Here is a 22,124-nt window from a genome sequence, read left to right on the forward strand (position 1 = left end):
TTCCTGCCACGCTCGCAGTTGTTCCAAAGACCGCATTGAGTATTGTTATGCGGTACCTACTCGAAAAATAACTGGAAAAGAAAACAACACGAACCGCACGCAGAGAGACGCCGACTGGAATCGCTGTGGCCGCGAACGTGGTTGAAGACAGCAAGCCGCGAATGAGATGGCAGATTCGTCGCTACACGCACGGTCTCTACGAGTTCGATATCGACCCACGAGAACCAGTGACTGAAGACGACCCATCGCGAGGCAATCCACGGCAACACTCGTCGGTGACGCCCGGATACGTATCGAATACGAACGGGTTTGAACCGTCCATCCGTGTTCTTTTGCGGTGGGGTTCTCGTGGCATGCTTCCCCTGACCACGTTGTTATCACTATTGTGAGTGTTCTATGTTTGCTGCGAACGCCACAGCGTCTTCAAGCGTCTTTCCACCGTGATACCGAACGGTTTCATCCCGCCGGTCATAGTCAATGACGCCGGCCGCAGCCAGCTTCGGAAGGTGTTTGTGGTGCAATTCGAGTTTGACCCACGTCGTATCGTCAGGGGTCACCGAGGTGTCCTCCTGAATGAGATGGCTGACAAGCTCATCGGGCCGCACCTCCTCGTGCGGCTTCGACAAAACCCTGTTTCTCAAGGTTCTGACGCCACTGCATACAAAAGTCCTGCACACTCCGGCCTAACCCGGTTTCATCGTACTGGTGGACATGCGGATGCTGGGTGTACCGCACTGGCACCAGCTCATCGTCTTCGACCTCGAACACGATTTCAGGGTCACTCATCAGGTCATCATACTGCGTGTAATAATGGGCGACACTGAGCCGGGACTCACCGATTTTCTCAATCACCAAGTCCATGTAGCCGTCGTTTTCAATCGTATAGGTTTCTTCTACGTCCATCTCGTCGGGGGTCGTTCCCCTCGCGTCTAAAATTCTGCAAATCGTTTTCATGTCAATCAAACATCTAATGCCTATTAGGAAATCAATATTTATATAATACTAGCATACCTCGGATACAAGACTCGATTCAGAACCCGCCCCTGTGTACCACCGCCCAGCGTTCGCCACAGCACCCGCAGTGAAACACAGATCAACTCACTCAGCACTCGTTCCCGCACCCGTCACGAACGCATAGCCCTCGTCCCACCGGTCAATACAGCGTTCGCACGCTACCGACTACTATACTACCTGTATACCACCAGCACGCATAGCACACGGGCCACGTTCGCACCAACGCACAATTTACGGGATATAGACCAGCACGACGCGCCACGTGCCGTACCATTTCCGCGTTATCAGCGTGCCGCCTTTCGACCGCACAAGCCGGTACTGGTCATGCGCACGGAGTTCGTCCTGTGACTTGTCTGAACACTGCCCCCGGCGTAAGGAGAAAAACCCGTCAAGCCGCCGGTCATTAATATACAGTCTGTCCTTGCCGTGTTTCGTCCACCGATCCCATGCATCCGTATCAATCCCGCACGTTCCCCATTCAACACCAACAGAGTCAACCTGTATCAGATGGTCGAACGTCGCGTTTTGAATACTCTCTTCGTCGAACGTCTGTGCTACTGAGTCATGAAATCCTAACGTATCACCGTCTACACACAGTATCAACGCATCTTTTTATCAGTATGTCAATCTTATCCGCTGGCTGGAAACTGGAACCGATCTACGACCGCGTGGAACTCGCATACCGATAGCGACTGAACCACTGAGGACATACCGATGAGTGCTACCCACATACTGGCTCACTCATCGGCCTGCCTGTCTCCGATTCAAACAGTACGGCTTACTCGACACGCGCTTCAATCGTGACGCTTCCAGACTCCCGTAATTCCGCCACTTGGTCGGCATCCAGCACGTACAACGCACCCGCTACCTGACCATCACGGCCACGAAATGGCGTCACTTTCTCCTGTGCTATTCTCATCACCTCCACACTCACACATTCAACGGTTTCATCCGCGCTAAATACGCCTCACGCACCTTCCGCCGCACCTGCTCGCGTTGCATCGGCTTGTTCCCTGTTTTCCGGAACACATACCCCGTCTCAATCCGCTCAACCGCCAGCAACCGCTGAAGCAAACTCCCGGTCTCTTGATCCACTGGATTCACCGTTTCCGTCCCACCCTTCCGATCACGGAACCGGATAAACCCGGCTTCCAAATCCAGATCCTCCACGCGCACATTCAACACTTCCTGCACCCGCGCCCCGGTCTTCGCCAACAACACAGCCACCGTCTTGTTCCGCAAATCCGGCAAGTGCCACACAATTTGCTTGCCGTTCTCCCATGTCGCCGTCTCCGGTCGCGGCCGCTTTTCCTTCGGAATCTTCTCTAACACCACTTTCGCCGGGTTCCCGGTAATCTCCGGGTACGACGGCCGGAACAACGCCCACGTGTAGAAACTGGAGAGATTCTCCACGTACTTGCGCTTCGTATTCTGCGCCACCGCCCGGTCGTGCTGGTTCATCACGTACTCCTCAATATCATCCACCGAGACCGCCGCCAGTGCAGTCTCAGGGAACCACTCATGGAAAAACCGGTGAGTCGTCCGACTATACTCGTTCAGCGTCCGCAATCCACACCGGCCATGCGAGTGCTTGCGTTTCAACCAATCACTAATGCACGTATGCTTGTTCTTGAACACGCGTTGCTCCCAGGTCGGCCCGTCAATCAACACCTCGTATTTGGAAGCCATCACTGCTCACCCTCGGCCACTTTGAATCCGAACCGCCGGTCGTACACTAACTCGCCCTGTGCGACCAGGAAGTACAGTTGCTCTTCGACGGGCTTCCACAGCACCTCGTTCACCTCACCGGACGCGACCATCCGCTCGACAATCTCGGAACTGTCGCTGTGCGTATTGGTGACAAACCGTTTCACGAACTGTGGGTCATCGACACTGGCGGTGGCGGCCCCGGCCTGTCGCTCATTCGTCAGTTGCGCGCTCAACCGGTCGCATTCCGCGTGCAGCTCTTCAATCCGGTTCTCGATGTGCTGGGGGCCGTGCAACCCGTCAGCGCGGTACGCGCGGGCTTCTTGAATGAGGTGGTACAGGTGTTTGCTCCGGCTGGTGAATCCCTGCTGGGCGGCTTCCGCGTCCCAGTCCGCAGGATCGTCAGCGTTGCAGTACACTTGGATTTTCGTGGTCTGTTCGCGCAGGCCGGTGTTCGCGGCCCAGTCGGCTTGTGTCTCCTCGTTCATGGCAGGTCACCGGTAGGAAAGTCGGCGCTAGCCTAGCTAGAAGCAAACTCTTTAACATCAATTTGGTGTCATATTTGCCCCCTATGAGTGCCGAGGCCGACCTCTTACCGAGAACCCGAATCGCATTTTCTGAGATCAGTTCTATTCGAACAGCAGCCTCCTTGTAGATTTCGTCGCTACGAGGTTCACGTTGTGGAAGCATCTTGCACTGGATGATGTAGCAGATCGGGTAATGCCAGTTAACACGGGCGAATAATGGGAAACGAGAACACGACACACTATTTAAGAAGTGCGGATACCACGAAAGTCCCTGCTCGTTGTGACGAATCAGGTACCGTATCGACACAGAACCCCATGTTCGTGGTCAAATGACCACGGTACCTCTTCTAAAGAATATATTTGTCGAGAAAATCCGAGATTTTGAAGACGAATACGGAACACTTAACCATATACCCGGTATTTGTTTAGTCGTAATGGCAAACGGTAAAGTTGATTTCTTCAACGACACAGGCGGCTACGGTTTCATTTCGACGGACGATGCTGACGACGACGTTTTCTTCCACATGGAGGACGTTGGCGGTGAGGATCTGACGGAAGGTACCGAGATCGAATTCGACATCGAACAGGCCCCCAAGGGCCCGCGCGCAACGAACGTCGTTCGCGCATAACCAGGTTTTCGCACGGTCGCCACACGGCGACACAGCGTGACTTCATTTCTTTCAGTAGACTGTCTCCGAGAGCGTTAGCTCCGGGACGAGAAATCACGAAGAACAGAGCGCTGAGATGCGGTCGTCACCGTGAGCAGATCGCCGAGCGAACGATCCGTTATCGATCACGAAATCCGAGAACCTACCTTCGTCCACGACGGAGAGACTGTATGGAATGACGACCGCTTCACCCCCCTACGACCGTGGTACGCAGGAGGTCGTGCGCTTCTACCTGTTAGACCACAAGACACCGCTGGGGAAGGCGATAGATATCGCACTACTGGTGTTGAACCTCGTATTCGTCGGTGTCTTCGTCGTCGAGACCTACCCGGTTCGTCCCAGTGTCCAGGACACGCTCTGGAATCTGGAGTTCGGCATCGCCATGATATTTCTGGTGGAGTACCTCCTGCGGTTGTACGGCGCCCGGAATCGAGTGGCAGAGTTTTTCAACGTCTACACGATGATAGATCTGGTCGCATTGCTCCCGACCTTCGCGGTGGCCGTGCTGCCGCTGTCAGCCGTCGCGCTGAACATCGGCTTCTTGCGCGTGGTTCGGGTCATCCGCGTGCTTCGATTCTACCGATTCACGCGAGACGCCGATTTCTTCTTCGGAACCGTGTCGGACAACGCCCTGCGCGCGCTGAAACTGGTGTTGACGGTGCTGGTCCTCTTTTTCATCTCCGCTGGACTGTTCTACAGTGTCGAGTTCGCGGCGAACCCCGCTGTCAACACGTTCGGCGACGCCTTCTACTACACCGTGGTAACGCTCTCGACCGTCGGATTCGGCGACATCCTGCCGGTCACCGCTGCGGGGCGGTGGGTGACGGTGGCAACGATCCTGGCGGGGATCATCATCATCCCGTGGCAAGCGAGCAAGATCGTCAGAGAATGGGGGTCGAAAGAGAAGGTCAACGTCACCTGTCCGAACTGCGGACTGTCCTATCACGACCGGGACGCCTCACACTGCAAAGCCTGTGGACACGTCATCTATCAGGAGTTCGACTCGCGCCGATAGGAGTTCGACGGAAATGGGTGAAGTCGCCGATCTCGGAAGCAATATCTCTCAAAATTGCTAGATAAATTTTTTACTCATTTTCGAATCCCCATTCGATCGGGAATCGTGTTATGACACCACTAAGACGGCGATAAACCGTGCATAATTATACGTCGGGACGTTCCTGTCTCCACTACGATGTCAGACTCTGGGCAGTCAGTCAGAACGCCGAAGACGGTACTCCCTAATCCCGTCGAGGCGGACAACATCATCTACAATCCGTCCTTGGACCAACTCCGCGAGTTCTCGAAGGAGTTCGAGACGACGACGGAGTTCGGCTCTCCGTCGTACGTCAGCGACCAGCGCTCGCGCAATGCCGACAAGACGAAGAACGCGATCGACGACGATTTCGGCGCGCGCGACTACGGACACATAGAAGACGCCACCGAATACGCACAGAAGCACGAGATGGTCTGTCTCGACCGGCAGATGGGCCGACACCCCGACCACTCCTACCGATGCCGGTTGTACGTCCCCAAGCGCTACGGACGCATCGCCCTGGGATGGGCGAGCCTGTTCGAGCCAGCAGAGGGCGAGGGCGAGCCTGATTTCGTCACGATCCAGGTGCCCGAGTGGGACGAGACCGCCATCCGTATCCTCCCTGAGGAGGGTGTGACCGCGGTTCTCGGCAGCGACTACACCGGCGAAGCGAAGAAGTCGTTCCTCCGGCTGTTCATGTTCCACGCAAAGCGCAAGGGTGGGCTCGGCCTCCACGCCGGAAGCAAGCGTGTCACACTTCGGGACGAGGACGGCGACCTCCAGGACGTCGGACAGGCATTCCTCGGTCTCTCCGCGACCGGAAAATCGACGCTGACGGCCCACGGCCTCTGGCTGGAGGACGAGGGCGAGGAAGCGACGATGCTTCAAGACGACGTCTGCGCTCTGCTCCCCGACGGTACCATCGCCGGAAGCGAAGGCAAGGGGCTGTACGTCAAGACCATCGGACTCGACGCCGACGAACAACCCGCGATGTACGAGGCCGTGACTCACGAGTCTGCTGTCATCGAGAACGTCGACGTCGACGAGGACGGGTTGGTCGACTTCGATAGTGACGAACACACCTCCAATGGCCGGGCGGTCATCGCCCGTGATCAACTCTCGTCGGCGGGCGAGGACATCGACCTCGAAAGTGTCGATCAGGTGTTCTTCATCACGCGCAACCCGGCGATGCCCCCGGTTGCGAAGCTCTCCCCCAAAGAGGCCGCAGTCGCGTTCATGCTCGGCGAGTCCATCCAGACCAGTGCAGGCGACCCCTCGAAGGCTGGCGAGTCCATCCGCGTCGTCGGTACGAACCCCTTCATCGTCGGGTCGAAAGGCGATGAAGGCAATCGATTCCGTGAACTCATCGACGACCTCGGGGTGGACTGTTTCGTCCTCAATACCGGCCACCTCGGCGCGAAATCGAAGGACATCGGCGTCACGGAGTCGGTGACCATCCTCCGCGAGATCGCCCGCGACACCGTCGAGTGGACGGACGACGAGGCGACCGGACTCACGGTACCCAGCACGGTGCCCGGCTTGAACATCGAGGAGTTTGCCGTGGCCGACCACGTCTCCGATTACGAGCAGAAACTAGCTGAGTTGCGTACCGAGCGGCAGGTACACCTCGATACGTTCGACGACCTCGATTCGGACATCAGAGACGCCGTCTACTGACGCGACCGGTTTGACTTTTTGCGACCCAGTTCGTCGAACGGTGGCACGATGTCGAGTTGCTGGAACACGCCCAGCGCGTCGTAGTTCGTCCACATCTCGACGATCTTCTCACCCTCGACACGATACATCTCCATTCCGGACACCGTCGCCTCCTCGCCAGTCGGTTCGATACCCATGAGTTCGCCTTCGTGGGTGCCGTGTGCAGTGTATCGGAGAACTACGATGTCGGCTTCGGCGACAATCTCCTCGGCGGTGTACTCGGAGTCAGGGAAGGCGGTACGATACGTGTCGACGTACTCCCGGTAGTCGTCCCGGCCCCGTGTCTCGCCGGGTGCCGACGGGTCGTGGAGGACGAAGTTCTCGTCGTAGATCTCGTCGATCACAGCCACGTTTCCCTCCGTCCATATCTCGTTGATGTCACGTCGGACGAGTCGCTTGTTTTCTTCTGGTGTCATCGTTTTCCCCACGACCGAGTCGACGCCCAGCGCCATCAAGAACTGGGCCGTCATTCTGGCATTTCACCGCCGACGTACTCCGTCTACACGATTCGATTGACCATCTCGTCGCGGTCGTCCGCCGCGAGGGCGTCGTAATTTTCGACGACGATCTCGCGCCAGCGGTCGGTCTTGTGTGGTGTCGAGCCAGCCATGTGGGGCGTGAGCACCGCGTTCGATAACTCCCAGAGGGGTGAGTCCGCCGGAAGTGGTTCGGTCGAGAACACGTCGAGTCCGGCACCGCGGATCTGGTGATACTGGAGGGCACGGATCAGTGCCTCCTCGTCTATCACGTCCCCGCGAGCGATGTTGACGAGGACTGTGTCGCTCGACATGAGCCGGAACTCCTCCGCGCCGATCAGTCCCTGCGTCTCGTCTGTCAACGGACAGGCGAGGACGACGTACTCCGCCTGCTGGAGCACCTCGGCGTACTCGTCGGCGGGATAGATGTCGTCGAGAACCGCTGGCGCGTCCTCGATGTCTCGTTTGGTGCCGACGACTCGCATCCCGAGTCCGGCTCCCAACTCGGCGACGCGCGTCCCGATAGCACCGACACCGATGACACCGAGCGTCTTGCCGCGAAGTTCGCCACCCTCGAACCGTTCCCAGACACCACGTGCCTGCTGGCGGACGCCGACATGGAGCCGCCGTTCGAAGGTCAAGAGATACCACAACACCTGTTCGGCGATGGGTTCTGCGTGAACTCCGGAGGCGTTCGTGAGGGCGATATCGCGTGTTCGCAGGGCGTCGAGGTCGTACCGGTCGACGCCAGCACTGAGTACCTGCACCCAACGAAGGTTCTCGGCGGTTTCGAGCATCTCTTCCGTGAGTCCTGCCGTGACGATTCCGTCAGCGTCGGGGAGTGATTCGAACGTCTCGTCGGGCGTTCGTGCGTGGACGAGACTCCCTTCCGGAAGGTCAGCCGCGAGGCAAGCCGTGAGATCGGAGGCGGTTTCGGACGCGATTCGATGCGTGACCAGGAGGGTCGGCGAGGTCATACTGTCACCCACGAAGACCGGGTTGGTAGAGTTTACCTCGTGGGGCTGTGCATCCCATTCCGTCTTCGTCGTCGAATTCTGAGAGTGACGGTCTGGAAGAATCCCGGCGGAAGTTACAGATAGTATATGAGAATAAAGCAATAATTATGGTCAGTCGGTGCGTCTACGAATCATGAACACACCTGAGTTCGAGTCACGAGAGCCGTTTACCGTCGTCGGTCTGAACTATCGTGGACCGAACGAGAACGACGAGATTCCGCAGTTGTGGGAGGCGTACGGAAAGCGAATCCACGAGTTTCTCGACCTCGCGCTCTCGAACGAGACGTTGGGTGTGTGTTACGACCACGACGACGAAACCGGAGAGTTGGGATACGTCGCTGGCGTCGTGACCGACTCGGACGCGACGATTCCGGAGGGGATGACCGCTATCACGGTACCTGAGCAGACGTACGCGATTTTCACGACGACACTCGACACGCTTGAAGCGACGATAGACGAGATCTACGAACAGTGGCTCCCGGCGTCGGAGTACCGCCGTACAGATGGGCCGGAGTTCGAACGGTACGGAAGCGAGTTCGACCCGGACGACCCAGCCTCCAAGTTCGACTACTTCGTCCCGGTCGCCGAATCCGAGGCGTAACGGGAAACGAAACGAAGATCAGGAATCGAAAACAGCCAACCGACTCAGCTCAACACGTCGACTTCGTTCAGCGTATCGACTTCGTTCGTCAGGTCGGTAGGTTCGTCCACGGGACCGTTGACGAACAGGCCGTGTCCGATGATGGCACTCGCGACGACACCGGCCGAGATGATCGCTATCGGTAACGAGACCGTGGTTAGCAGGCCGACGCCAGCGCCGAGGGACATGCTGGCGGCGATGCCGAACAGGACGAGATCGTAGTACTGCCACGTATAACCCATGTTGGGTTGTTTTTCCTCCAGCTCCGAAAAACTAGGGGCCGAGTCGACCGTCCCTCAGTCCTCGTAGGGGTTCTTCGGCTCGGCGTTGTGGCGGCACTGCTCGGCATAGAAGTCGAAATCGAAGGTCAGGGAGTCACCCTGCACCTCGTTGCCGACATCTTTCGGGAGCCACCAGAGGAATCCGAGGTAGTACGTGGACAGCGGCTGGAGACAGTGCGTGTCAGTGGTGTTCTGTGGCCAGCCGTCGAGCAGGTAGCCGGACTGCATCGCACCGAACGCTTCCCGGAACGTTCCCTGGGCGAACGGCTCGAATTCAGGGTTGAACGGGTTGGCAGTCGGGTTCAAACTGCGAACGTACTCCCGCGCCTCTCGTTCCGTGTTCCCATCACACCGGTCACAGTACCCGAGCGGGAGGATGATGAACCGGAGAGCGTCCGCGAGTTCGCCCATCCCGTCTTCGTCTTTGCCCTCGGTCTCTCGCTCGGGTTCGTTCTGCCCGTTCTCGGCGTTGGAGTGGATCTCCCCGCCCGCCCACACCCACGCGGGGTTGTCGTAGAGGTGGAGACTGATGCAGCCGCTGCCGTAGTCGCCGGGCTTGACGTCGTCGAGGTCGATCATCGGTCCCGGATTGTCCGCCGGTTCCTGTTCGTCCGTCTCGACCTGACGGCCCTTGTAGAAGGTCCACCAGTCGAGTTTCAGATCGAGATTCCCGTCGGTGACTGCATTGCCGGTTATCGATTCAGGGTCGTTCAGGAACGCCATCGTCCCCGCGCCGCCGAGCGCGGCACCAGCACCGATACCACCGAGACCGAGCAATGCCTTCCGTCGCGTCAAGTTGAATCGTTTGTCTGACATAGTTGGTAGTCTGTTCTCGGCCTGAGTGTCGCCGTCTCTTCCGTGGCAGACCGAGGTGGCCGGGAACGGCAAACTGACGTTCCACAGATACCTCCGTATATATACGCTCGATGATGGATTCATAGACAGCGTATCAGGAAGCGATATACACCGGATAGCGCTCTCTCATGCCCCGAAAGCCTGGTTCTCACCGTTAATAACACACTCCATAAAGCCGATATACGGCCATTACTGTCGTCCAAGCGTTCGAAGATTCGCTTCGGGGAGACACAGAAAGGTGGTCGGGTACTGCAAGAAAACGTGTTATAAATTCTATAATTAACCGGATAGATTGCATAGTGATTCTCGATGGACTGCATGAGAGAGAAATTCAACCAGGAAACACGACTGTACTGTCGCATCGAATCATGAGCGCGGCCGCTGTTCAACAATCTCGGTCTTCGCCGCTCGATGGGGGCGGGTCGAACGAGCTCACGCAGGACGTCGCGTTCAAGATGCTGAGCTGTCGGCGACGACGACACGTCATGCATTATCTCCTCCAGCAGGATGGTCCTGTCACGCTCCACGAGCTGTCGAAACAGCTCGCAGCGTGGGAGAACGACGTTCCGTTCGACGAGGTCACGTACAAACAGCGGATGCGCGTCTACACGGCGATTCGGCAGTCACACCTGCCGAAGATGGACGATGGTGGCATCGTCGAGTTCGACTCGAACGCGGGCGAAGTGCGACTCACCGACGAGGCTACGAAACTCGAAGTGTATCTGGACATCGTCCCGCACGACGGGATTCCGTGGAGTAGTTACTATATCGGTCTCGGCGGACTATCTGCCGCGCTCGTAACGATCGCGTGGGTCGGGCTGTTTCCCTTCAACCTGCTCCCGGACATTGCGTGGGGACTCGTCGTCACGACGATGTTCCTCGCGTCCGCACTCGCGCACAGACATCACGATCAGCGAAACCAGCTCGGACAGGAGGGGAAACCGCCGGTATGAGTCTTCTATCGAACCCGTCACTGGGGCGGATCGGACGACTCGCCGGGGTGACGATCCTGCTAACAGCGGTGGTATTGATGGGCGTCGTCGTGTTTCCGCAACTCATCGGTGCGGAGCAGAGCTACGTGGTCATCTCGGGGAGCATGAGCCCGACGATTAAGGCGGGCGACGTCGTCGTGGTTCGTGATACCCCGGCGAACGCCATCGAAGAAGGGGACGTCATCACCTTTGAGACGACCGACAGCCGTCCAAGTCGAATCACCCACCGCGTGGTCGAAGTGGTTCGAACCGACGGTGAGTTGCAGTTCCGGACGAAAGGCGACGCGAACGAGGAACCAGACCCTAAGCTGGTTCCGGCGAACCGGCTCATCGGGCAGGTCTGGTTCCACATCCCGTATCTCGGCTATCTCCTGACCTTCGCACAGTCGAAGATGGGCATCCTCACGCTCGTCGTCGTTCCCTTGGTACTGCTCGTCGTCACGGAGGTCTACTCGCTTGCGAAGGCGGCGATGGATGACCCGAACGACGACGATGGGGTCGGGACGGAAAGTACAGTCAAGGAACTCGAAGCGGAATCCACGGAGGGAAGTCAAGGATGAGATCAGCAAGAAACAAATTAGTCGTCCTCGCGGTAGTGATGTTACTAGCATTCGGAGCGGCCACGGTCAACATGTCACTGGGCCTGTTCTCCGATTCCGAATCACTCGGAGCGGGTGAGATCGAAGCCGGAAGCATGACAGCTACCTCGACGGTTGCCGGAGGGAGCCAGCAGGCCGCGTCGGCGAACGGGACAGTGACGACCAGTGATACCAGTACGGCGGTCACGACGAGCGACGAACCAACGACGGCCCAGACCACGGAAACCACGACGACGACCACCATAACAACGACCGACGGATAAGATTCGGCTACCGGATAGCAACCGAAACGAAGGATCGAGTTGCTTAGTTAGCGAACTCGCGCCTCCCAGTGTACTGTCTCCGTCGAATCGACGCGTTCGCCGTCGATTCCGACCACGGCAGCAGTGAACGTATCGTCACCGACCTCGGTCGGGTAAGCTCGATTTTCTGATTCGGTCTGGAGAATGACACTCGTCGGCGGTTCGGCTAGTCCATGGCGAACCTCCTCGCCGTCCGTAAGGCTCGTTCGACCGCCGTTTTCGGTTACGTACCCCACGTTATCACGGACGAGGGTCGGCGTTGTGGTGAACTGAAGCGCCGCCTCGTCGTGACCGGAGAAGGTGTTGCCGACCACCTTCATTCCCTCATGTTCGCCTTCGATATCGATGCCGACCCGCTGGGTAGGTACGTCTCGGTCATCGTAGCAGTCGGTATCCGAAATTGTCGAATATCTGTACGGATCTTCTCCTATAACGAATCGAATTCCTGCGGCCGCGCCATCGCTTTCGCCGTTACGGAACACAGAGCAGTCGGCGACTCGCAAATGGTCGCCACCGTTCTCGAATCGAACGCCAGACCACCCGTTTTCGAACACCGTCGAATCCGAGAGGGACACCGTTCCATCGACGGATGCCGCGACCTGGACACCGCATGCCTCGTTCCCCGAAAGTTGGCAGTCTGTCACATCGAGGACGGGCCCTGCGCCATCGAGCACCGCGATACCGTGTTCTCCGTTATCGACCGCGTGGCAGTCGGCGATGCGGTGTTCGGTCGCGGGCGGTGACGTGTCGTCTTTGTCACTGACGACGAATCCGTGTTCCTCGTTCTCGGTTGCGGAACAGCCGATGAACTTCACGGCTCGATCCGCCGAGTCGCGGAAGCCGATGCGATTTCCTCGTGCAGTACAGCCGACAGCGGTCATGAAACCGGAGTGAACGTTTTCGTCGTCGGGGCCTTGCGCTTCGAACATCACGCCGTTGTTCCCGTTGTCGATGGTGTGGCAGTCGGAAACGACGACCGTCTCTGCCGAGAAGCGACCTGCGCCGATTCCGATTCCGTTCGAACCGATGTCGCCGGGCGACCAGAGCCGCCCGCTTCGCTCGGCGATACAGCCGTGGACGAGGCTATCCACCATGAAGTCCGTCCCGATGCCGGTTGCAGGGGCACCGTAGGCGTAAACCCCGAGAATTCGACACCGTCGGACGTTCTGAAAGTAGATGCATTTCTCGCCCGTCGAGTACGTTTTCCCGTCGCCGAGAGACGAGCAGTCGACGGTCAGCGCCTCGACAGAGAAATCGGTCAAGGGATCGTCTCGAGTTCCAAACCCTTCGATCGCTGCATAGTCGTCGCCGTCCGCCACCACCGTCGTCGCACCCATCCCTTCGCCGCTAAATCGGACGCCAGAACGAAGCGTCACCGGCGACCCGACGCGGTAGGTTCCAGGAGGAAGGTAGACGGTGCCACCGTCGTTCGAGGCCGCGTCCACGGCGTCCTGGATCGCCGCCGCGTTATCCGTCGTCCCGTCACCCATCGCATCGTATGCAACCACGTCGTGCCACGGTTTTCCCGCGAAAAAAGCGTTCTCGGTCATTGGCTCGTCCGTCTTCGAGTCCCTTGTCGAGTCACTCGGTTCGCCGCTCGTCTGATCAGTGGGTGGGTCGGTCGGTGGGTCACTCATGGGTACTCACTCCGTTCGAATCGGTAAATTGCTCCCGGCAACTTCGAAACTCACGCCGACTCATCAGCCAGATGAGAGCGAGAAACGTGGGGAGTACGTAGACCATCGTGCGGGATTTTGTCGGTGAAAAGCGGTCACAGAAGATGGGCTTGCCAATGCAAATGCAACGACGATTGCGGTAGAGAGACGACTCCCCAGTAGCGAGAAACGATTCTCGTTTACGTTCGTAGAATCAAGCCGGACGATTCGACACCATATTGTCACCATGTCAACAGCCCAACCTGGCCTCGAAGAAACGGTCGAACAGTGCGAAAACTGTACCACAAAGACGCAGCATCGCGTCTCGGTCGAGATCATCACGGAGAGCGACGAAGAGGAGAACGCGGAGTTCTCGCGTGAACCGTATCGCGTCACGGAATGTACGCAGTGTGGTCGGTCATCCCAACAGCGGATGAACGACATCTGAAACGGGTTTTCCACCGTATGAGCGAATCGATGCAACCACGAGGGGAGTTCCAGCCCAATGAGTATCGCTGTCAAAATTGCGAATCGTTCGTAACGCAGGAGTTCGCCCGCGTCTTCGGCAACAACGACGACGAGGTGGTCGACTGTCTGGACTGCATGTCGGCCACGAAAGTGAAAAACGGTCGGGCGTGCGCCGAAGACGCCGACGCCTCGACGCTTGCCGGAGGATAGAGACTACCGGTGAAGCGGGAGGATGTCGCGCAGTCTCTCGATCTCGTACGTCGGTTCGACGGAGAGCGCGTAGTCAGTTCGGTGGGGGCGGCGGATGAACGCAGAGTCGAGGCCCGCGTTGTCGGCGGCCAGTACGTCGCTCTCGCTGTCTCCGACGAACAGGGCGTCTTCGACGCCCAGATCCGCGAGTGCCTGTTCGACGTAGTACGGTTCGGGTTTCTTTCGATGGAACGCTTCGAGGGTCGGGGGACGACCGTAGAACGTCTCGAAGTGGTGGCCGAGGTCGAAGTGGTCGAGCATGAACTCGATGGTCGCGTGTTGGTTGGAGCTGACGATTCCGAGCGGGCGGTCGAACGATTCGAGCGTCCCCACGTCGTCGTAGGTCGTCGTGCGACCTGCCCGGAGTTCGCATAGTTGCGCCGCCGACGCGGCGCTATCGCGTGCCTTCCAGAACTCGAGAGGGTCGAAATCGTAGGCGTCACACACGCGGTGGAGATCGTCGGGGGTCACGCTCCGAGTGACGGCATCGAGGTGGTCGTCGGTGGGATCGGTGTCGAAGTCGGCGAACGCGGTCTGCGCGGCCTCGCGCAGGATGGAACTCGCCGGGGGTTCGACGAGCACGCCGTCGTTGTCGAACAGCACTGCATCGTACATTTCCGGCACGTTCTCAGCAGGTGACAGTATGACTTCCGGTTCGCGGTGGCCGACGACGATTCCTTCGTCGATATCAAACGAACAGCGATGGACTCCGAATTCACGGATGAACAGATCGGAAAACGCGTCGTCGGGGCCAACGGAACCGACATCGGCGTCGTGAAAGCGGTTCGGCGAGGGACGCTACACGTCGAGGTCGGCCCGGACGCAAACCCGAAGACACTGGACGAACTCGGGTGGACGGGGATCGTTCATCAGTCGGTTCACCGACTTCCTGGTCGGTACATCGCAGATATCACCGACGAAGTCGTTCGTCTCTCGGTCTGAAATCGAATCTCACGACGACAACTCGTGCTTACTCGCCATCTCTACTGGCAAGTATTACGTCTTCCTGCGACGGACCTACGACGACGATTTCGGGTCTTTCGAGCGCTTCGAAACCGAGCGTCAGGGTTTGCAGGAGATGGGCTGTCCACACTCCCGGCGACCGTTTCCCGAGGGCGTTCTCCTATTTGTCCGGAACGAGTACGACCGACGATGAGAGCCGAGCCACCACTTTCACGGAGGGGTCGTTGATGTCGAGCGAATCGACGCTCCACCCCGACCAGTTCCTCCAGAATCTGTACCGGCTTCGATATCGAGAGCTGTTGATGGCGGTTGCGACGGTCGCCGTCGTCACGGTCGCCATCGGACTCTTTCCGGGCACGGAGAGCATCACGCAAGGGCTGAAAACGAACGCGACGACGACAGATATGGTGCTCTTTCTCGCCATGGTCGTCCTCGCCGCGATGGTGAAAGGGATGGTCGGATTCGGGTTCGCGCTTATCGCCACCCCACTCGCCGCATCAGTCATGAGCGTCGAACTCGCCGTCATCGTCCTCGCCGTCCCACCGTGGATGCTGAACGTCTTTCAGGTGGGTGAGACGGACACAGGATTCGAGTACGTTCGCCGCGAGTGGTCGTTGGTCGGACTTGCACTGGTCGGTAGTGTCGCTGGCGTCCTCTTCTTCTCGGCGTTCAAGACCAGTGCGCTGATCGTCTTCCTCATCGGCGTCGTGTTGTTCGGCTACGTCCTCTTCCAGGTCGCCCGGAGTTTCGTGGCCGTCGAGCGAACTCACCATCCACTCGCGCTCGGAGTCGTGGGGCTACTGGAAGGGTTTCTCCTCGGTGCAGCCAACCTCGGCCCGCTCCTCCCCGCCTATCTCCACACGTTCGAGCGAGATACGGAACGATACGTCGGTGGTCTCTCGATGGTGCTCGGACTCGTGTTCACGGCACGAATCGTCCAGATGCTTGCGACCGGAGTGATGACGCCCTATCACCTCTGGTTGGGTTCGACCATCGCCGTCATCACCCTCGTCGGACTGTTCGCCGGGACGTATCTCCGACGGATGGAGATCGACGAGCAGCGATTCAACTGGCTCGTCGTCGCAATCCTGCTCGTTATCTCGCTGAAAATATTCTCGAAGACGGTTCCGGCTCTCTTTCTCTGACCTTACTCGGCCGTCGCGACTCGCCACTCGTCGTCCGTGATGCGCTGTTCGGTGAGGGTCTCGCCGTCACCGAGCACTCGGAACTGGAATTCGCCGCCGTTTCGTTGCGTCTGCAGTCGAGTCGTCCGCACGTCGGCAGTGATCTCGGTACGCTGTTCGTCCGGTGTCCAGTCGTCGCGCACAGCCATCAGGCCGTAGTCGCCGTACGAGATTCTGGTGGAGTTCTCGATGGTTCCATCGCCACGAAGCTCTGCGACGATCCCTTCTTCACTCTCGTTTTCACGAACGACGAGCGTGTACGTTGTGAGTGACATACAGGCGATTCATCACGAAGGTGTATTCACGCCGGGGTTGCGCGCGCAGGCCGTTTTTATTCGACGCGTTCCAACACGATTCCGTCTTCGAACCCACCGCGTTCGTCGGCTTTCTCGGCTCGCAATCGCTCCAGTTCGTCGCGTGAGACGCCCGCACGGGCGGCGAGCGCGTAGACGACTTCCAGTACGTCGGCCAGTTCCTCCGGATCGCCGGATTCGTGGAACTCGGCGACCTCCTCGTCCAGTTTCTCGGTGAGTCGTCGGTCGAACTCCGTCGACGCGACAACGTGAGTCGTCGGGCGATCGCCGTTCTCCACGATGATCTCGGGAATTCGGTCGCGGACGAGTTTGTCGTGTTCTTCGGACACGTGAACGAAATGATGAGTAACGGGAAAAAGTGTGTCGAACGCAGCTATCGGTTTCGAGCTCCGTTACTGTTTTCGGTCGTCTGCTGGTTCGACCGACCGGAACCGTAGTTTGAACACCGCGCCATCCTCGCTGTTCTCGACCCAGACACTCCCGCCGTACTTCTCCATCAAGCGGTCGACGAAGAAGAGATCGAGCCCCTGCCCGTGATGGAGAGGGCTGACCTCCTCTCGACCGAAGATGAGATCGTGTTCGTCTTCGGGGATACCTGGGCCGTTGTCTTCGACCATCACCGTGGTGTGGGTATCGTCGGATTCGAGACGGACGTGGACGCGGGGTACCGACGAATCGTTGTGTTCGACCGCATTCGCAAACACGGCTTCGAACGCGACGCCGACGGCATCGTCGGCTGCGACGAAGATGGAATCAGACTGGAACTCGGCGACGAACGCGGCATCGGGAAAGCGTTCACGGATGGCACGGAGTTCTCGGAAGAGCACGTCGTCGATACGGACGGGGAACAGTGACGGCGTCGTTCGCTCTGAGAGGAGTTCGTCCAGATTGCGGGCTGTCTCGGCGTATTTGATGATAGAATGGACGCGCTGGCGGGCGGTCGAGAGAGATCGGTTCAATTCCCCGTCTTCCAGTTCGTCGGCGACGATGTCGACGTGACCGAGCACGACGTTCGCATCGTTTCGCAAGTTGTGACGAAGAACGCGGTTCAAGATACGAAGACTCTGTTCGTACTGCCGACGCTCGGTGAGGTCGGTGAAGAAGCCAGCGTAACCGCGTAAGGTATCGTCGACGTACATCGGCGTGCACGACCCGCGACCGTGAACCATCCGACCGTCTTTCGTCGTCGTCTCGAACCCACCGACCCAGGGTTCACCGCGTGCGAGCACCGAGATCATCTCTTCATAAATTTCTGGTTGGTTGAACAGTTCGAGAGGTGTATCACCGATGAGTTCGTCCCGTCGATAGCCGGTAAAATCGACGCACGCCTTGTTTACGTCCTCGATAACGAAGTTCTGATCGGTGATGATAGCCGGAGTTCTCGTCTCGCGGAACGCCGTCTTGTAAACCGCCGGATCGATACTTCCCATATTCTCGAACGTAACCTCTATTCTAGGTCGGTATGTACACCATTAGTAAATATCTTTTTAGTTGTCCGTGAGTAAAGGTAGCAGAATGCTTTTATTATCTATATCATAGTGTAAAACAAGGGAATGGCTCGCCAGCAATCAATCGAGAACCTCCCGATCCCTCCAGATCATCTCGCTCACATCGAGGTGACGACACTGCCCAATCCAGTTGCAGAACTGGCGGACGAGTACGAAGAAGTCGTCGGAGAACGTGATCGTTTCCTCTGGGAGTGGATATACACGCTGTTTCCGTCGTTTACGTTGTCGTGCGTGCCGATGGAGCACGCAGAAACCGCTCGAACGCAGAAGACGATCCTTACGATGTTCGTGACGCTCCTGGACGATCTCGTGGAGATGGGACACGACCGGGAGACGTTCGACGAGGCGTGTCAGGTACCGTATCGCTCCGACTCGGTGAACCTCGACCGCGAGGGCGTGAACGTCGAACAACTCCAGTTCATCCAGCGAGTGTGGGACGTTTTCGAACGCGAAATCGAAACCGCACCGAACCACGACGAGTACCGTGACATCTTCGACTGTGACCTCCGACAAACGCTCACTGCCATCGATTACTCGTACGTCGTCAACGAACACGTCGAGATCGCCAATATGACCGGGATCGAGCATTACGACCCGCACAACATGCTCATGTTCCCCTACGCAGACGTGGATCTGCTCTTCTCACCCTCCTTCGACACCGACGACCTCGCGACGGTGCGCTCGGTCATCTGGGAACTCCAGCCGATGGCGAGAATCGGCAACTGGACGACCACGTGGGAGCGCGAACTCCTAGAAGGCGATTACACCGCCGGACCGATCATCTACGGACTGGAGAACGGCATCATCTCGACGGACGACCTCGACCCGAACGACGAGGATGCCATCGCTCGGGTGGCGGCTACGATAAAAGAGCACGGTATCGAAGAGCGGTTCATCGCCGAATGGCAGCGACGGTACGACGCTGTCACGAGCCGAAACACCCGAGCGAAGAGCGTCGATATCGATTCGCTCGTCGACGGGATGCGAACGGTACTCGCGTATCAACTCGCTGCACGCGGGCAGAAGTAGTCTCGGTTCCCACTCGTTTAGTCCCGTCCGTCACATATTTCGTGGGTCGGTCGCCTCGTCCATCACTCGATCCCGGTCTTTCGCCCCGTCACGTGCTCGATCTCGAATGCGTAGATGACCGGTTCCACGTCGTCGACATCCTCGTCGAACACGCGGAGTGGCGCGAACAGTTCGTTTATCTCGGTCTCGTCGAACGACCCCTCGAACGGGTGGAGCGTCCCCGTCATGAGAATGCTCCACGATTCGTTGCTCTTCGTGTCGTAGATGACGAAACTGGCCGTGTCGGTCGTCTTCACGAACGCCATCTTCTCACCGTCGTCTTTGACGCCGAACCGGAGCAACAGTCGTTTCCCATCGTAATGAAATCCGACCGGGATGGCGTATGCATCGTCGTCCTGCGCGAGCGAGAGGATACCCGTCTCGGTCTCACGCAGCTTTCGTTCGAGTTCGGTCTCGTCCATGCCGAACGTGTAGACGTACTCGACGTGTTCCATACCTCGGAGTACGACGGGGGAGAGTATAAGTCGGGTGCCATAATGAACCAGATATTGGGATGTGAAATCCGACACCTTCGTCGGTGGGTGATATCACCGGTCGGTCGTCTCCGTCGATAGCTGAGCGACGAGCTGTTCGGTCACGCCCGAGAGATACGCCGTCCCCCAAATGGCGACGATGAGTGCCCCCATCGTGTTGTAGAAGAGGTCGAGTACGGTATCGTCAAGTCCGTACTGGGTGAGGATACCACCGACGCCCAGAAGCCGTGCGGTTTCGCTGGTGAAGAACTCGACGAGTTCCCAGACGACGCCGAACGCCATGACGAACAACAACAGGTAGACGAACATGAACCGCGGCGTGAGATTCAGCCCCTCGGTGTGTTCGTCGATGGCCCGCGCGGTCGCGTAGGCGGTCGCGGCGACGAGCGACGACGACAGTGCGTGGGTCATGTGGTCCCACCACCACACCGATTTGTACGCGCTGAGGTCGATGACGCCCGGAATCTGGAGCGTGCCAAATGCGTGCAGGAACATCGCCGTCGTGATCCAGAGGACGAGACCGACATCCATCGTGATATCGTAGTCTCGTTCGAGGAGCGCGGGGAGTTGCGTGACGACGAGACCGACGAAGGCGTTGACGATGATGCCGGTGTTCCACTGCCAGAGACCAGCAACGAGGATGCCGACCAGTCCGACCTGCATCACGCGAACGAGTTGCGCCTGTCGTTCCTTCGAGATGTGAAGACGTTCACGGAGTTTCATGCGTACTCGGCCTCCTCGACGGAGCGGGTATCGGCTCGCTCGCGCCGCCGAAAGTACCACCGGAAGACGCCGCCAGCGACGAGACCCCCAGCGGTCGCCGCGATGAAGACGTACATCAGCTGGTGGTTCGTCTGCACGAACGACGTGCCCCACGTGGTGTGGGCGAATCCGGCACCCACCGCCCAGAATCCGGCGACCGCCATCGTGGTGATGACGACGAAGAAGACCGCGAACGAAGGAGTCATCCGAACCGCTGTCAGCAGGTGGAGATCGACCACGACGAGTAGTGCCAGCGTGGCGATGGAGAGCGCGTCCACGAAGTCGCTGGCGAAGTCCGGTCGGTAGACTCCGAGTACCAGTGGGAGCGCCGCGACCAGCAAGAACGGAAACGGAAGCGTCTCGCGCCACGACCCGCTGGCGACCGCGGGTGCGATTCCCACTGCGGCGATGGCGAAGGCGAACCCCGCCGTCACGAACTGTTCCGATACGATTCCCGCCAGTGCGACCGAGAGAACGACACCGACCAGAAACCACGACAATGCAGCGTTCATCCCCGTATCGCGCACGAACCATTCGTCTAACTGTGTCATGGAAATCCCTCCTCGGAGAACGTCCGCTGTGCTCTGTGCCCCCCTGACATATCCGGCGGCATCTACGACGGTCGAGTGAATAAAACCACGTTCGTTCGTTTCGTCAGCTTCGAGCCTGTGATACACGGATCGTTACGGTGGAACAGGGTGGAAACGGTGAAATGGAAGCGTAAGGACGTGACTGTGCCCCAGCGTCAGCAAACGACATCTCGACGTCGAGATTCATCGACGAAAAAACCGATCACCCACATTCGCTATCCGAGCGTCACGTCGAGATACAGCATGACGACGACGCCGAGCATCATCCCGAGGGTCGCCTCGCGTTCGTTTCCGCGGGCGTGGGTCTCGGGGACGATCTCGTCGCTGATGACGAACAGCATGCCGCCCGCCGCAAAGCCCATCGCATAGGGGAGCAGCGGCGTCGCCACCTGCACTGCGAGCGCGCCGAAGACGGCGAGTGGAATCTCGACCAATCCGGCCCTGATACCAGCGATCGAAGCGTAGAAGAGCGATCCGAGTCCGGCATTTCGTGCCGCGATGGAGACGGCGAGTCCTTCCGGAATGTTCTGGATACCGATGGCGAGCGTCAACGCGAGTGCGTCACCGAGACTGTCCCGCCCCGCCCCGAAACTGACTCCGACCGCGAGGCCCTCGGGCATGTTGTGGAGCGTGATGGCGACGATGAAGAGGAGGACGGACGCGGCTCTCGCGCTGTCGACTCCGACTTCACCATCCTCTCGGACGTTGCCGGTGATGAGGACGTGAACGTGGGGTACCCACTGGTCAGCCTGGTCCAGGACGAGGACGCCGAGGGCGAATCCGACGACGACGGGGACGACACCACCAGCGTCGATTCCGGGGAGGATGAGACTGGTGAAACTCGCAGAGAGCATCACCCCGGCAGCAAAGCCCAGTGCCGTGTCGAGAGCGCGCTCGGATGGGTCGGTCCAGACGAGGATGAGGAGCGCACCGAGGGTGTTGAGCGCTGCGATGATGATACCGCCAGCAAGCCCCCACACGACGCGGTTTTCCCCCACCAGTCTGACGAAAAGGTCTTCCACCATTGTCCAGGGTCACGCTGG

General features: G+C 58.6%; 30 protein-coding genes. 12 read left to right on the forward strand and 18 right to left on the reverse strand.

Features of this window, described 5'->3' with window-relative positions:
• Positions 1-380 precede the first annotated feature (380 nt).
• The 5 genes from ACR3FE_RS03945 to ACR3FE_RS03965 all read right to left on the reverse strand — a co-directional run bounded on the left by ACR3FE_RS03945 (position 381) and on the right by ACR3FE_RS03965 (position 3,209).
• Positions 381-677, reverse strand: a complete 297-nt coding sequence (locus tag ACR3FE_RS03945; protein ID WP_458205625.1) for a DUF7344 domain-containing protein — start codon at positions 675-677, stop codon at positions 381-383.
• Complete coding sequence (locus ACR3FE_RS03950) at positions 592-954, reverse strand: DUF6908 domain-containing protein (RefSeq protein ID WP_458205627.1); 363 nt, start codon at positions 952-954, stop codon at positions 592-594. The genes ACR3FE_RS03945 and ACR3FE_RS03950 overlap by 86 nt, the downstream gene beginning before the upstream one ends.
• 838 nt (positions 955-1,792) lie before the next feature.
• A complete protein-coding gene (locus tag ACR3FE_RS03955; RefSeq protein WP_458205629.1) occupies positions 1,793-1,933 on the reverse strand; it encodes a hypothetical protein in 141 nt (46 codons plus the stop codon).
• A gap of 11 nt (positions 1,934-1,944) precedes the next feature.
• Positions 1,945-2,703, reverse strand: coding sequence for a tyrosine-type recombinase/integrase (locus ACR3FE_RS03960; RefSeq protein ID WP_458205631.1), 759 nt, complete (start codon positions 2,701-2,703; stop codon positions 1,945-1,947).
• Positions 2,703-3,209 carry a hypothetical protein gene (locus ACR3FE_RS03965; RefSeq protein ID WP_458205633.1) on the reverse strand — a complete coding sequence of 169 codons (507 nt, stop codon included), beginning with the start codon at positions 3,207-3,209 and terminating at the stop codon, positions 2,703-2,705. The genes ACR3FE_RS03960 and ACR3FE_RS03965 overlap by 1 nt, the downstream gene beginning before the upstream one ends.
• A gap of 473 nt (positions 3,210-3,682) precedes the next feature.
• On the opposite strand from ACR3FE_RS03965, the gene ACR3FE_RS03970 reads away from it, so the two are divergent.
• From ACR3FE_RS03970 to ACR3FE_RS03980, 3 genes are all read left to right on the forward strand, one after another.
• Positions 3,683-3,877 carry a cold-shock protein gene (locus tag ACR3FE_RS03970; protein WP_458205635.1) on the forward strand — a complete coding sequence of 65 codons (195 nt, stop codon included), beginning with the start codon at positions 3,683-3,685 and terminating at the stop codon, positions 3,875-3,877.
• 214 nt (positions 3,878-4,091) lie between these two features.
• Positions 4,092-4,931 (forward strand): ion transporter, encoded by an 840-nt coding sequence (locus ACR3FE_RS03975; protein ID WP_458205638.1) that lies wholly within the window; start codon positions 4,092-4,094, stop codon positions 4,929-4,931.
• Positions 4,932-5,108: 177 nt separating this feature from the next.
• Positions 5,109-6,626 (forward strand): phosphoenolpyruvate carboxykinase (ATP), encoded by a 1,518-nt coding sequence (locus ACR3FE_RS03980; RefSeq protein WP_458205640.1) that lies wholly within the window; start codon positions 5,109-5,111, stop codon positions 6,624-6,626.
• Here ACR3FE_RS03980 and ACR3FE_RS03985 read toward each other — a convergent pair.
• Positions 6,620-7,135 carry an ester cyclase gene (locus ACR3FE_RS03985; protein WP_458205642.1) on the reverse strand — a complete coding sequence of 172 codons (516 nt, stop codon included), beginning with the start codon at positions 7,133-7,135 and terminating at the stop codon, positions 6,620-6,622. The two genes, ACR3FE_RS03980 and ACR3FE_RS03985, sit on opposite strands and share 7 nt — an antisense overlap.
• A gap of 29 nt (positions 7,136-7,164) precedes the next feature.
• The gene (locus tag ACR3FE_RS03990) at positions 7,165-8,118 is read right to left on the reverse strand and encodes a D-2-hydroxyacid dehydrogenase (RefSeq protein ID WP_458205644.1); all 954 of its coding nucleotides are present in this window, start codon (positions 8,116-8,118) and stop codon (positions 7,165-7,167) included.
• Between the two features lie 172 nt (positions 8,119-8,290).
• Between ACR3FE_RS03990 and ACR3FE_RS03995 the strand changes: the two genes are divergently transcribed.
• The gene (locus ACR3FE_RS03995) at positions 8,291-8,758 is read left to right on the forward strand and encodes a GyrI-like domain-containing protein (RefSeq protein WP_458205646.1); all 468 of its coding nucleotides are present in this window, start codon (positions 8,291-8,293) and stop codon (positions 8,756-8,758) included.
• A gap of 44 nt (positions 8,759-8,802) precedes the next feature.
• Here ACR3FE_RS03995 and ACR3FE_RS04000 read toward each other — a convergent pair whose 3' ends face one another.
• Positions 8,803-9,039, reverse strand: a complete 237-nt coding sequence (locus tag ACR3FE_RS04000) for a DUF8015 family protein (RefSeq protein WP_458205648.1) — start codon at positions 9,037-9,039, stop codon at positions 8,803-8,805.
• A gap of 54 nt (positions 9,040-9,093) precedes the next feature.
• Positions 9,094-9,894, reverse strand: a complete 801-nt coding sequence (locus tag ACR3FE_RS04005) for a hypothetical protein (RefSeq protein WP_458205650.1) — start codon at positions 9,892-9,894, stop codon at positions 9,094-9,096.
• A gap of 407 nt (positions 9,895-10,301) precedes the next feature.
• Here ACR3FE_RS04005 and ACR3FE_RS04010 point away from each other — a divergent pair, with 407 nt between their 5' ends.
• The 3 genes from ACR3FE_RS04010 to ACR3FE_RS04020 are packed head-to-tail and all read left to right on the forward strand — an operon-like array spanning position 10,302 to position 11,787.
• Positions 10,302-10,886 (forward strand): DUF7344 domain-containing protein, encoded by a 585-nt coding sequence (locus ACR3FE_RS04010; RefSeq protein ID WP_458205652.1) that lies wholly within the window; start codon positions 10,302-10,304, stop codon positions 10,884-10,886.
• Positions 10,883-11,485 carry a signal peptidase I gene (locus ACR3FE_RS04015; RefSeq protein ID WP_458205654.1) on the forward strand — a complete coding sequence of 201 codons (603 nt, stop codon included), beginning with the start codon at positions 10,883-10,885 and terminating at the stop codon, positions 11,483-11,485. Before ACR3FE_RS04010 ends, ACR3FE_RS04015 begins: the two co-directional genes overlap by 4 nt.
• Entirely contained in the window at positions 11,482-11,787 is a 306-nt protein-coding gene (locus ACR3FE_RS04020; protein WP_458205656.1) for a hypothetical protein, read from the forward strand. The genes ACR3FE_RS04015 and ACR3FE_RS04020 overlap by 4 nt, the downstream gene beginning before the upstream one ends.
• 47 nt (positions 11,788-11,834) lie before the next feature.
• Here ACR3FE_RS04020 and ACR3FE_RS04025 read toward each other — a convergent pair whose 3' ends face one another.
• Positions 11,835-13,463 carry a right-handed parallel beta-helix repeat-containing protein gene (locus ACR3FE_RS04025; protein WP_458205658.1) on the reverse strand — a complete coding sequence of 543 codons (1,629 nt, stop codon included), beginning with the start codon at positions 13,461-13,463 and terminating at the stop codon, positions 11,835-11,837.
• Between the two features lie 265 nt (positions 13,464-13,728).
• On the opposite strand from ACR3FE_RS04025, the gene ACR3FE_RS04030 reads away from it, so the two are divergent.
• Positions 13,729-13,929, forward strand: coding sequence for a DUF7835 family putative zinc beta-ribbon protein (locus ACR3FE_RS04030; RefSeq protein WP_458205660.1), 201 nt, complete (start codon positions 13,729-13,731; stop codon positions 13,927-13,929).
• Positions 13,930-13,946: 17 nt separating this feature from the next.
• On the forward strand, positions 13,947-14,159 hold the full coding sequence (locus tag ACR3FE_RS04035; RefSeq protein ID WP_458205662.1) for a DUF7563 family protein: 213 nt from the start codon (positions 13,947-13,949) through the stop codon (positions 14,157-14,159).
• Positions 14,160-14,162: 3 nt separating this feature from the next.
• Here the strand turns inward: ACR3FE_RS04035 and ACR3FE_RS04040 are convergent, their stop codons facing one another.
• Positions 14,163-14,813 (reverse strand): HAD family hydrolase, encoded by a 651-nt coding sequence (locus ACR3FE_RS04040; protein ID WP_458205664.1) that lies wholly within the window; start codon positions 14,811-14,813, stop codon positions 14,163-14,165.
• A gap of 45 nt (positions 14,814-14,858) precedes the next feature.
• Here ACR3FE_RS04040 and ACR3FE_RS04045 point away from each other — a divergent pair, with 45 nt between their 5' ends.
• A complete protein-coding gene (locus tag ACR3FE_RS04045; protein WP_458205666.1) occupies positions 14,859-15,140 on the forward strand; it encodes a hypothetical protein in 282 nt (93 codons plus the stop codon).
• A gap of 245 nt (positions 15,141-15,385) precedes the next feature.
• The gene (locus tag ACR3FE_RS04050) at positions 15,386-16,306 is read left to right on the forward strand and encodes a sulfite exporter TauE/SafE family protein (RefSeq protein ID WP_458206006.1); all 921 of its coding nucleotides are present in this window, start codon (positions 15,386-15,388) and stop codon (positions 16,304-16,306) included.
• 2 nt (positions 16,307-16,308) lie between these two features.
• Here ACR3FE_RS04050 and ACR3FE_RS04055 read toward each other — a convergent pair whose 3' ends face one another.
• The 3 genes from ACR3FE_RS04055 to ACR3FE_RS04065 form a co-directional block, all read right to left on the reverse strand.
• Positions 16,309-16,620: a hypothetical protein gene (locus ACR3FE_RS04055; protein WP_458205668.1), complete on the reverse strand. Its 312-nt coding sequence runs from the start codon at positions 16,618-16,620 to the stop codon at positions 16,309-16,311.
• A 56-nt stretch (positions 16,621-16,676) separates the two neighbouring features.
• The gene (locus ACR3FE_RS04060) at positions 16,677-16,988 is read right to left on the reverse strand and encodes a nucleoside triphosphate pyrophosphohydrolase (protein ID WP_458205670.1); all 312 of its coding nucleotides are present in this window, start codon (positions 16,986-16,988) and stop codon (positions 16,677-16,679) included.
• Positions 16,989-17,051: 63 nt separating this feature from the next.
• Entirely contained in the window at positions 17,052-18,089 is a 1,038-nt protein-coding gene (locus ACR3FE_RS04065) for a PAS domain S-box protein (protein WP_458205672.1), read from the reverse strand.
• A 123-nt stretch (positions 18,090-18,212) separates the two neighbouring features.
• Here ACR3FE_RS04065 and ACR3FE_RS04070 point away from each other — a divergent pair, with 123 nt between their 5' ends.
• Positions 18,213-19,196: a hypothetical protein gene (locus ACR3FE_RS04070; RefSeq protein ID WP_458205674.1), complete on the forward strand. Its 984-nt coding sequence runs from the start codon at positions 18,213-18,215 to the stop codon at positions 19,194-19,196.
• Between the two features lie 62 nt (positions 19,197-19,258).
• Here the strand turns inward: ACR3FE_RS04070 and ACR3FE_RS04075 are convergent, their stop codons facing one another.
• The 4 genes from ACR3FE_RS04075 to ACR3FE_RS04090 all read right to left on the reverse strand — a co-directional run bounded on the left by ACR3FE_RS04075 (position 19,259) and on the right by ACR3FE_RS04090 (position 22,106).
• A complete protein-coding gene (locus tag ACR3FE_RS04075) occupies positions 19,259-19,690 on the reverse strand; it encodes a pyridoxamine 5'-phosphate oxidase family protein (protein ID WP_458205676.1) in 432 nt (143 codons plus the stop codon).
• A 93-nt stretch (positions 19,691-19,783) separates the two neighbouring features.
• A complete protein-coding gene (locus ACR3FE_RS04080; protein WP_458205678.1) occupies positions 19,784-20,452 on the reverse strand; it encodes a DUF2238 domain-containing protein in 669 nt (222 codons plus the stop codon).
• Positions 20,449-21,042, reverse strand: a complete 594-nt coding sequence (locus ACR3FE_RS04085) for a hypothetical protein (protein WP_458205680.1) — start codon at positions 21,040-21,042, stop codon at positions 20,449-20,451. Before ACR3FE_RS04085 ends, ACR3FE_RS04080 begins: the two co-directional genes overlap by 4 nt.
• A gap of 254 nt (positions 21,043-21,296) precedes the next feature.
• Entirely contained in the window at positions 21,297-22,106 is an 810-nt protein-coding gene (locus ACR3FE_RS04090) for a ZIP family metal transporter (RefSeq protein ID WP_458205682.1), read from the reverse strand.
• Positions 22,107-22,124 lie beyond the last annotated feature (18 nt).

The organism is Haladaptatus rarus (assembly GCF_054177585.1).

Bases quoted from the DNA above. Each gene is read 5' to 3' on its own strand.
- ACR3FE_RS03950 (WP_458205627.1), bottom strand. From the start codon at position 954: ATGAAAACGATTTGCAGAATTTTAGACGCGAGGGGAACGACCCCCGAC.
- ACR3FE_RS03955 (WP_458205629.1), bottom strand. From the start codon at position 1,933: ATGAGAATAGCACAGGAGAAAGTGACGCCATTTCGTGGCCGTGATGGT.
- ACR3FE_RS03960 (WP_458205631.1), bottom strand. From the start codon at position 2,703: ATGGCTTCCAAATACGAGGTGTTGATTGACGGGCCGACCTGGGAGCAA.
- ACR3FE_RS03965 (WP_458205633.1), bottom strand. From the start codon at position 3,209: ATGAACGAGGAGACACAAGCCGACTGGGCCGCGAACACCGGCCTGCGC.
- ACR3FE_RS03970 (WP_458205635.1), top strand. From the start codon at position 3,683: ATGGCAAACGGTAAAGTTGATTTCTTCAACGACACAGGCGGCTACGGT.
- ACR3FE_RS03975 (WP_458205638.1), top strand. From the start codon at position 4,092: ATGACGACCGCTTCACCCCCCTACGACCGTGGTACGCAGGAGGTCGTG.
- ACR3FE_RS03980 (WP_458205640.1), top strand. From the start codon at position 5,109: ATGTCAGACTCTGGGCAGTCAGTCAGAACGCCGAAGACGGTACTCCCT.
- ACR3FE_RS03985 (WP_458205642.1), bottom strand. From the start codon at position 7,135: ATGACGGCCCAGTTCTTGATGGCGCTGGGCGTCGACTCGGTCGTGGGG.
- ACR3FE_RS03990 (WP_458205644.1), bottom strand. From the start codon at position 8,118: ATGACCTCGCCGACCCTCCTGGTCACGCATCGAATCGCGTCCGAAACC.
- ACR3FE_RS03995 (WP_458205646.1), top strand. From the start codon at position 8,291: ATGAACACACCTGAGTTCGAGTCACGAGAGCCGTTTACCGTCGTCGGT.
- ACR3FE_RS04000 (WP_458205648.1), bottom strand. From the start codon at position 9,039: ATGGGTTATACGTGGCAGTACTACGATCTCGTCCTGTTCGGCATCGCC.
- ACR3FE_RS04005 (WP_458205650.1), bottom strand. From the start codon at position 9,894: ATGTCAGACAAACGATTCAACTTGACGCGACGGAAGGCATTGCTCGGT.
- ACR3FE_RS04010 (WP_458205652.1), top strand. From the start codon at position 10,302: ATGAGCGCGGCCGCTGTTCAACAATCTCGGTCTTCGCCGCTCGATGGG.
- ACR3FE_RS04015 (WP_458205654.1), top strand. From the start codon at position 10,883: ATGAGTCTTCTATCGAACCCGTCACTGGGGCGGATCGGACGACTCGCC.
- ACR3FE_RS04020 (WP_458205656.1), top strand. From the start codon at position 11,482: ATGAGATCAGCAAGAAACAAATTAGTCGTCCTCGCGGTAGTGATGTTA.
- ACR3FE_RS04025 (WP_458205658.1), bottom strand. From the start codon at position 13,463: ATGAGTGACCCACCGACCGACCCACCCACTGATCAGACGAGCGGCGAA.
- ACR3FE_RS04030 (WP_458205660.1), top strand. From the start codon at position 13,729: ATGTCAACAGCCCAACCTGGCCTCGAAGAAACGGTCGAACAGTGCGAA.
- ACR3FE_RS04035 (WP_458205662.1), top strand. From the start codon at position 13,947: ATGAGCGAATCGATGCAACCACGAGGGGAGTTCCAGCCCAATGAGTAT.
- ACR3FE_RS04040 (WP_458205664.1), bottom strand. From the start codon at position 14,813: ATGTACGATGCAGTGCTGTTCGACAACGACGGCGTGCTCGTCGAACCC.
- ACR3FE_RS04055 (WP_458205668.1), bottom strand. From the start codon at position 16,620: ATGTCACTCACAACGTACACGCTCGTCGTTCGTGAAAACGAGAGTGAA.
- ACR3FE_RS04065 (WP_458205672.1), bottom strand. From the start codon at position 18,089: ATGGGAAGTATCGATCCGGCGGTTTACAAGACGGCGTTCCGCGAGACG.
- ACR3FE_RS04070 (WP_458205674.1), top strand. From the start codon at position 18,213: ATGGCTCGCCAGCAATCAATCGAGAACCTCCCGATCCCTCCAGATCAT.
- ACR3FE_RS04075 (WP_458205676.1), bottom strand. From the start codon at position 19,690: ATGGAACACGTCGAGTACGTCTACACGTTCGGCATGGACGAGACCGAA.
- ACR3FE_RS04080 (WP_458205678.1), bottom strand. From the start codon at position 20,452: ATGAAACTCCGTGAACGTCTTCACATCTCGAAGGAACGACAGGCGCAA.
- ACR3FE_RS04085 (WP_458205680.1), bottom strand. From the start codon at position 21,042: ATGACACAGTTAGACGAATGGTTCGTGCGCGATACGGGGATGAACGCT.
- ACR3FE_RS04090 (WP_458205682.1), bottom strand. From the start codon at position 22,106: ATGGTGGAAGACCTTTTCGTCAGACTGGTGGGGGAAAACCGCGTCGTG.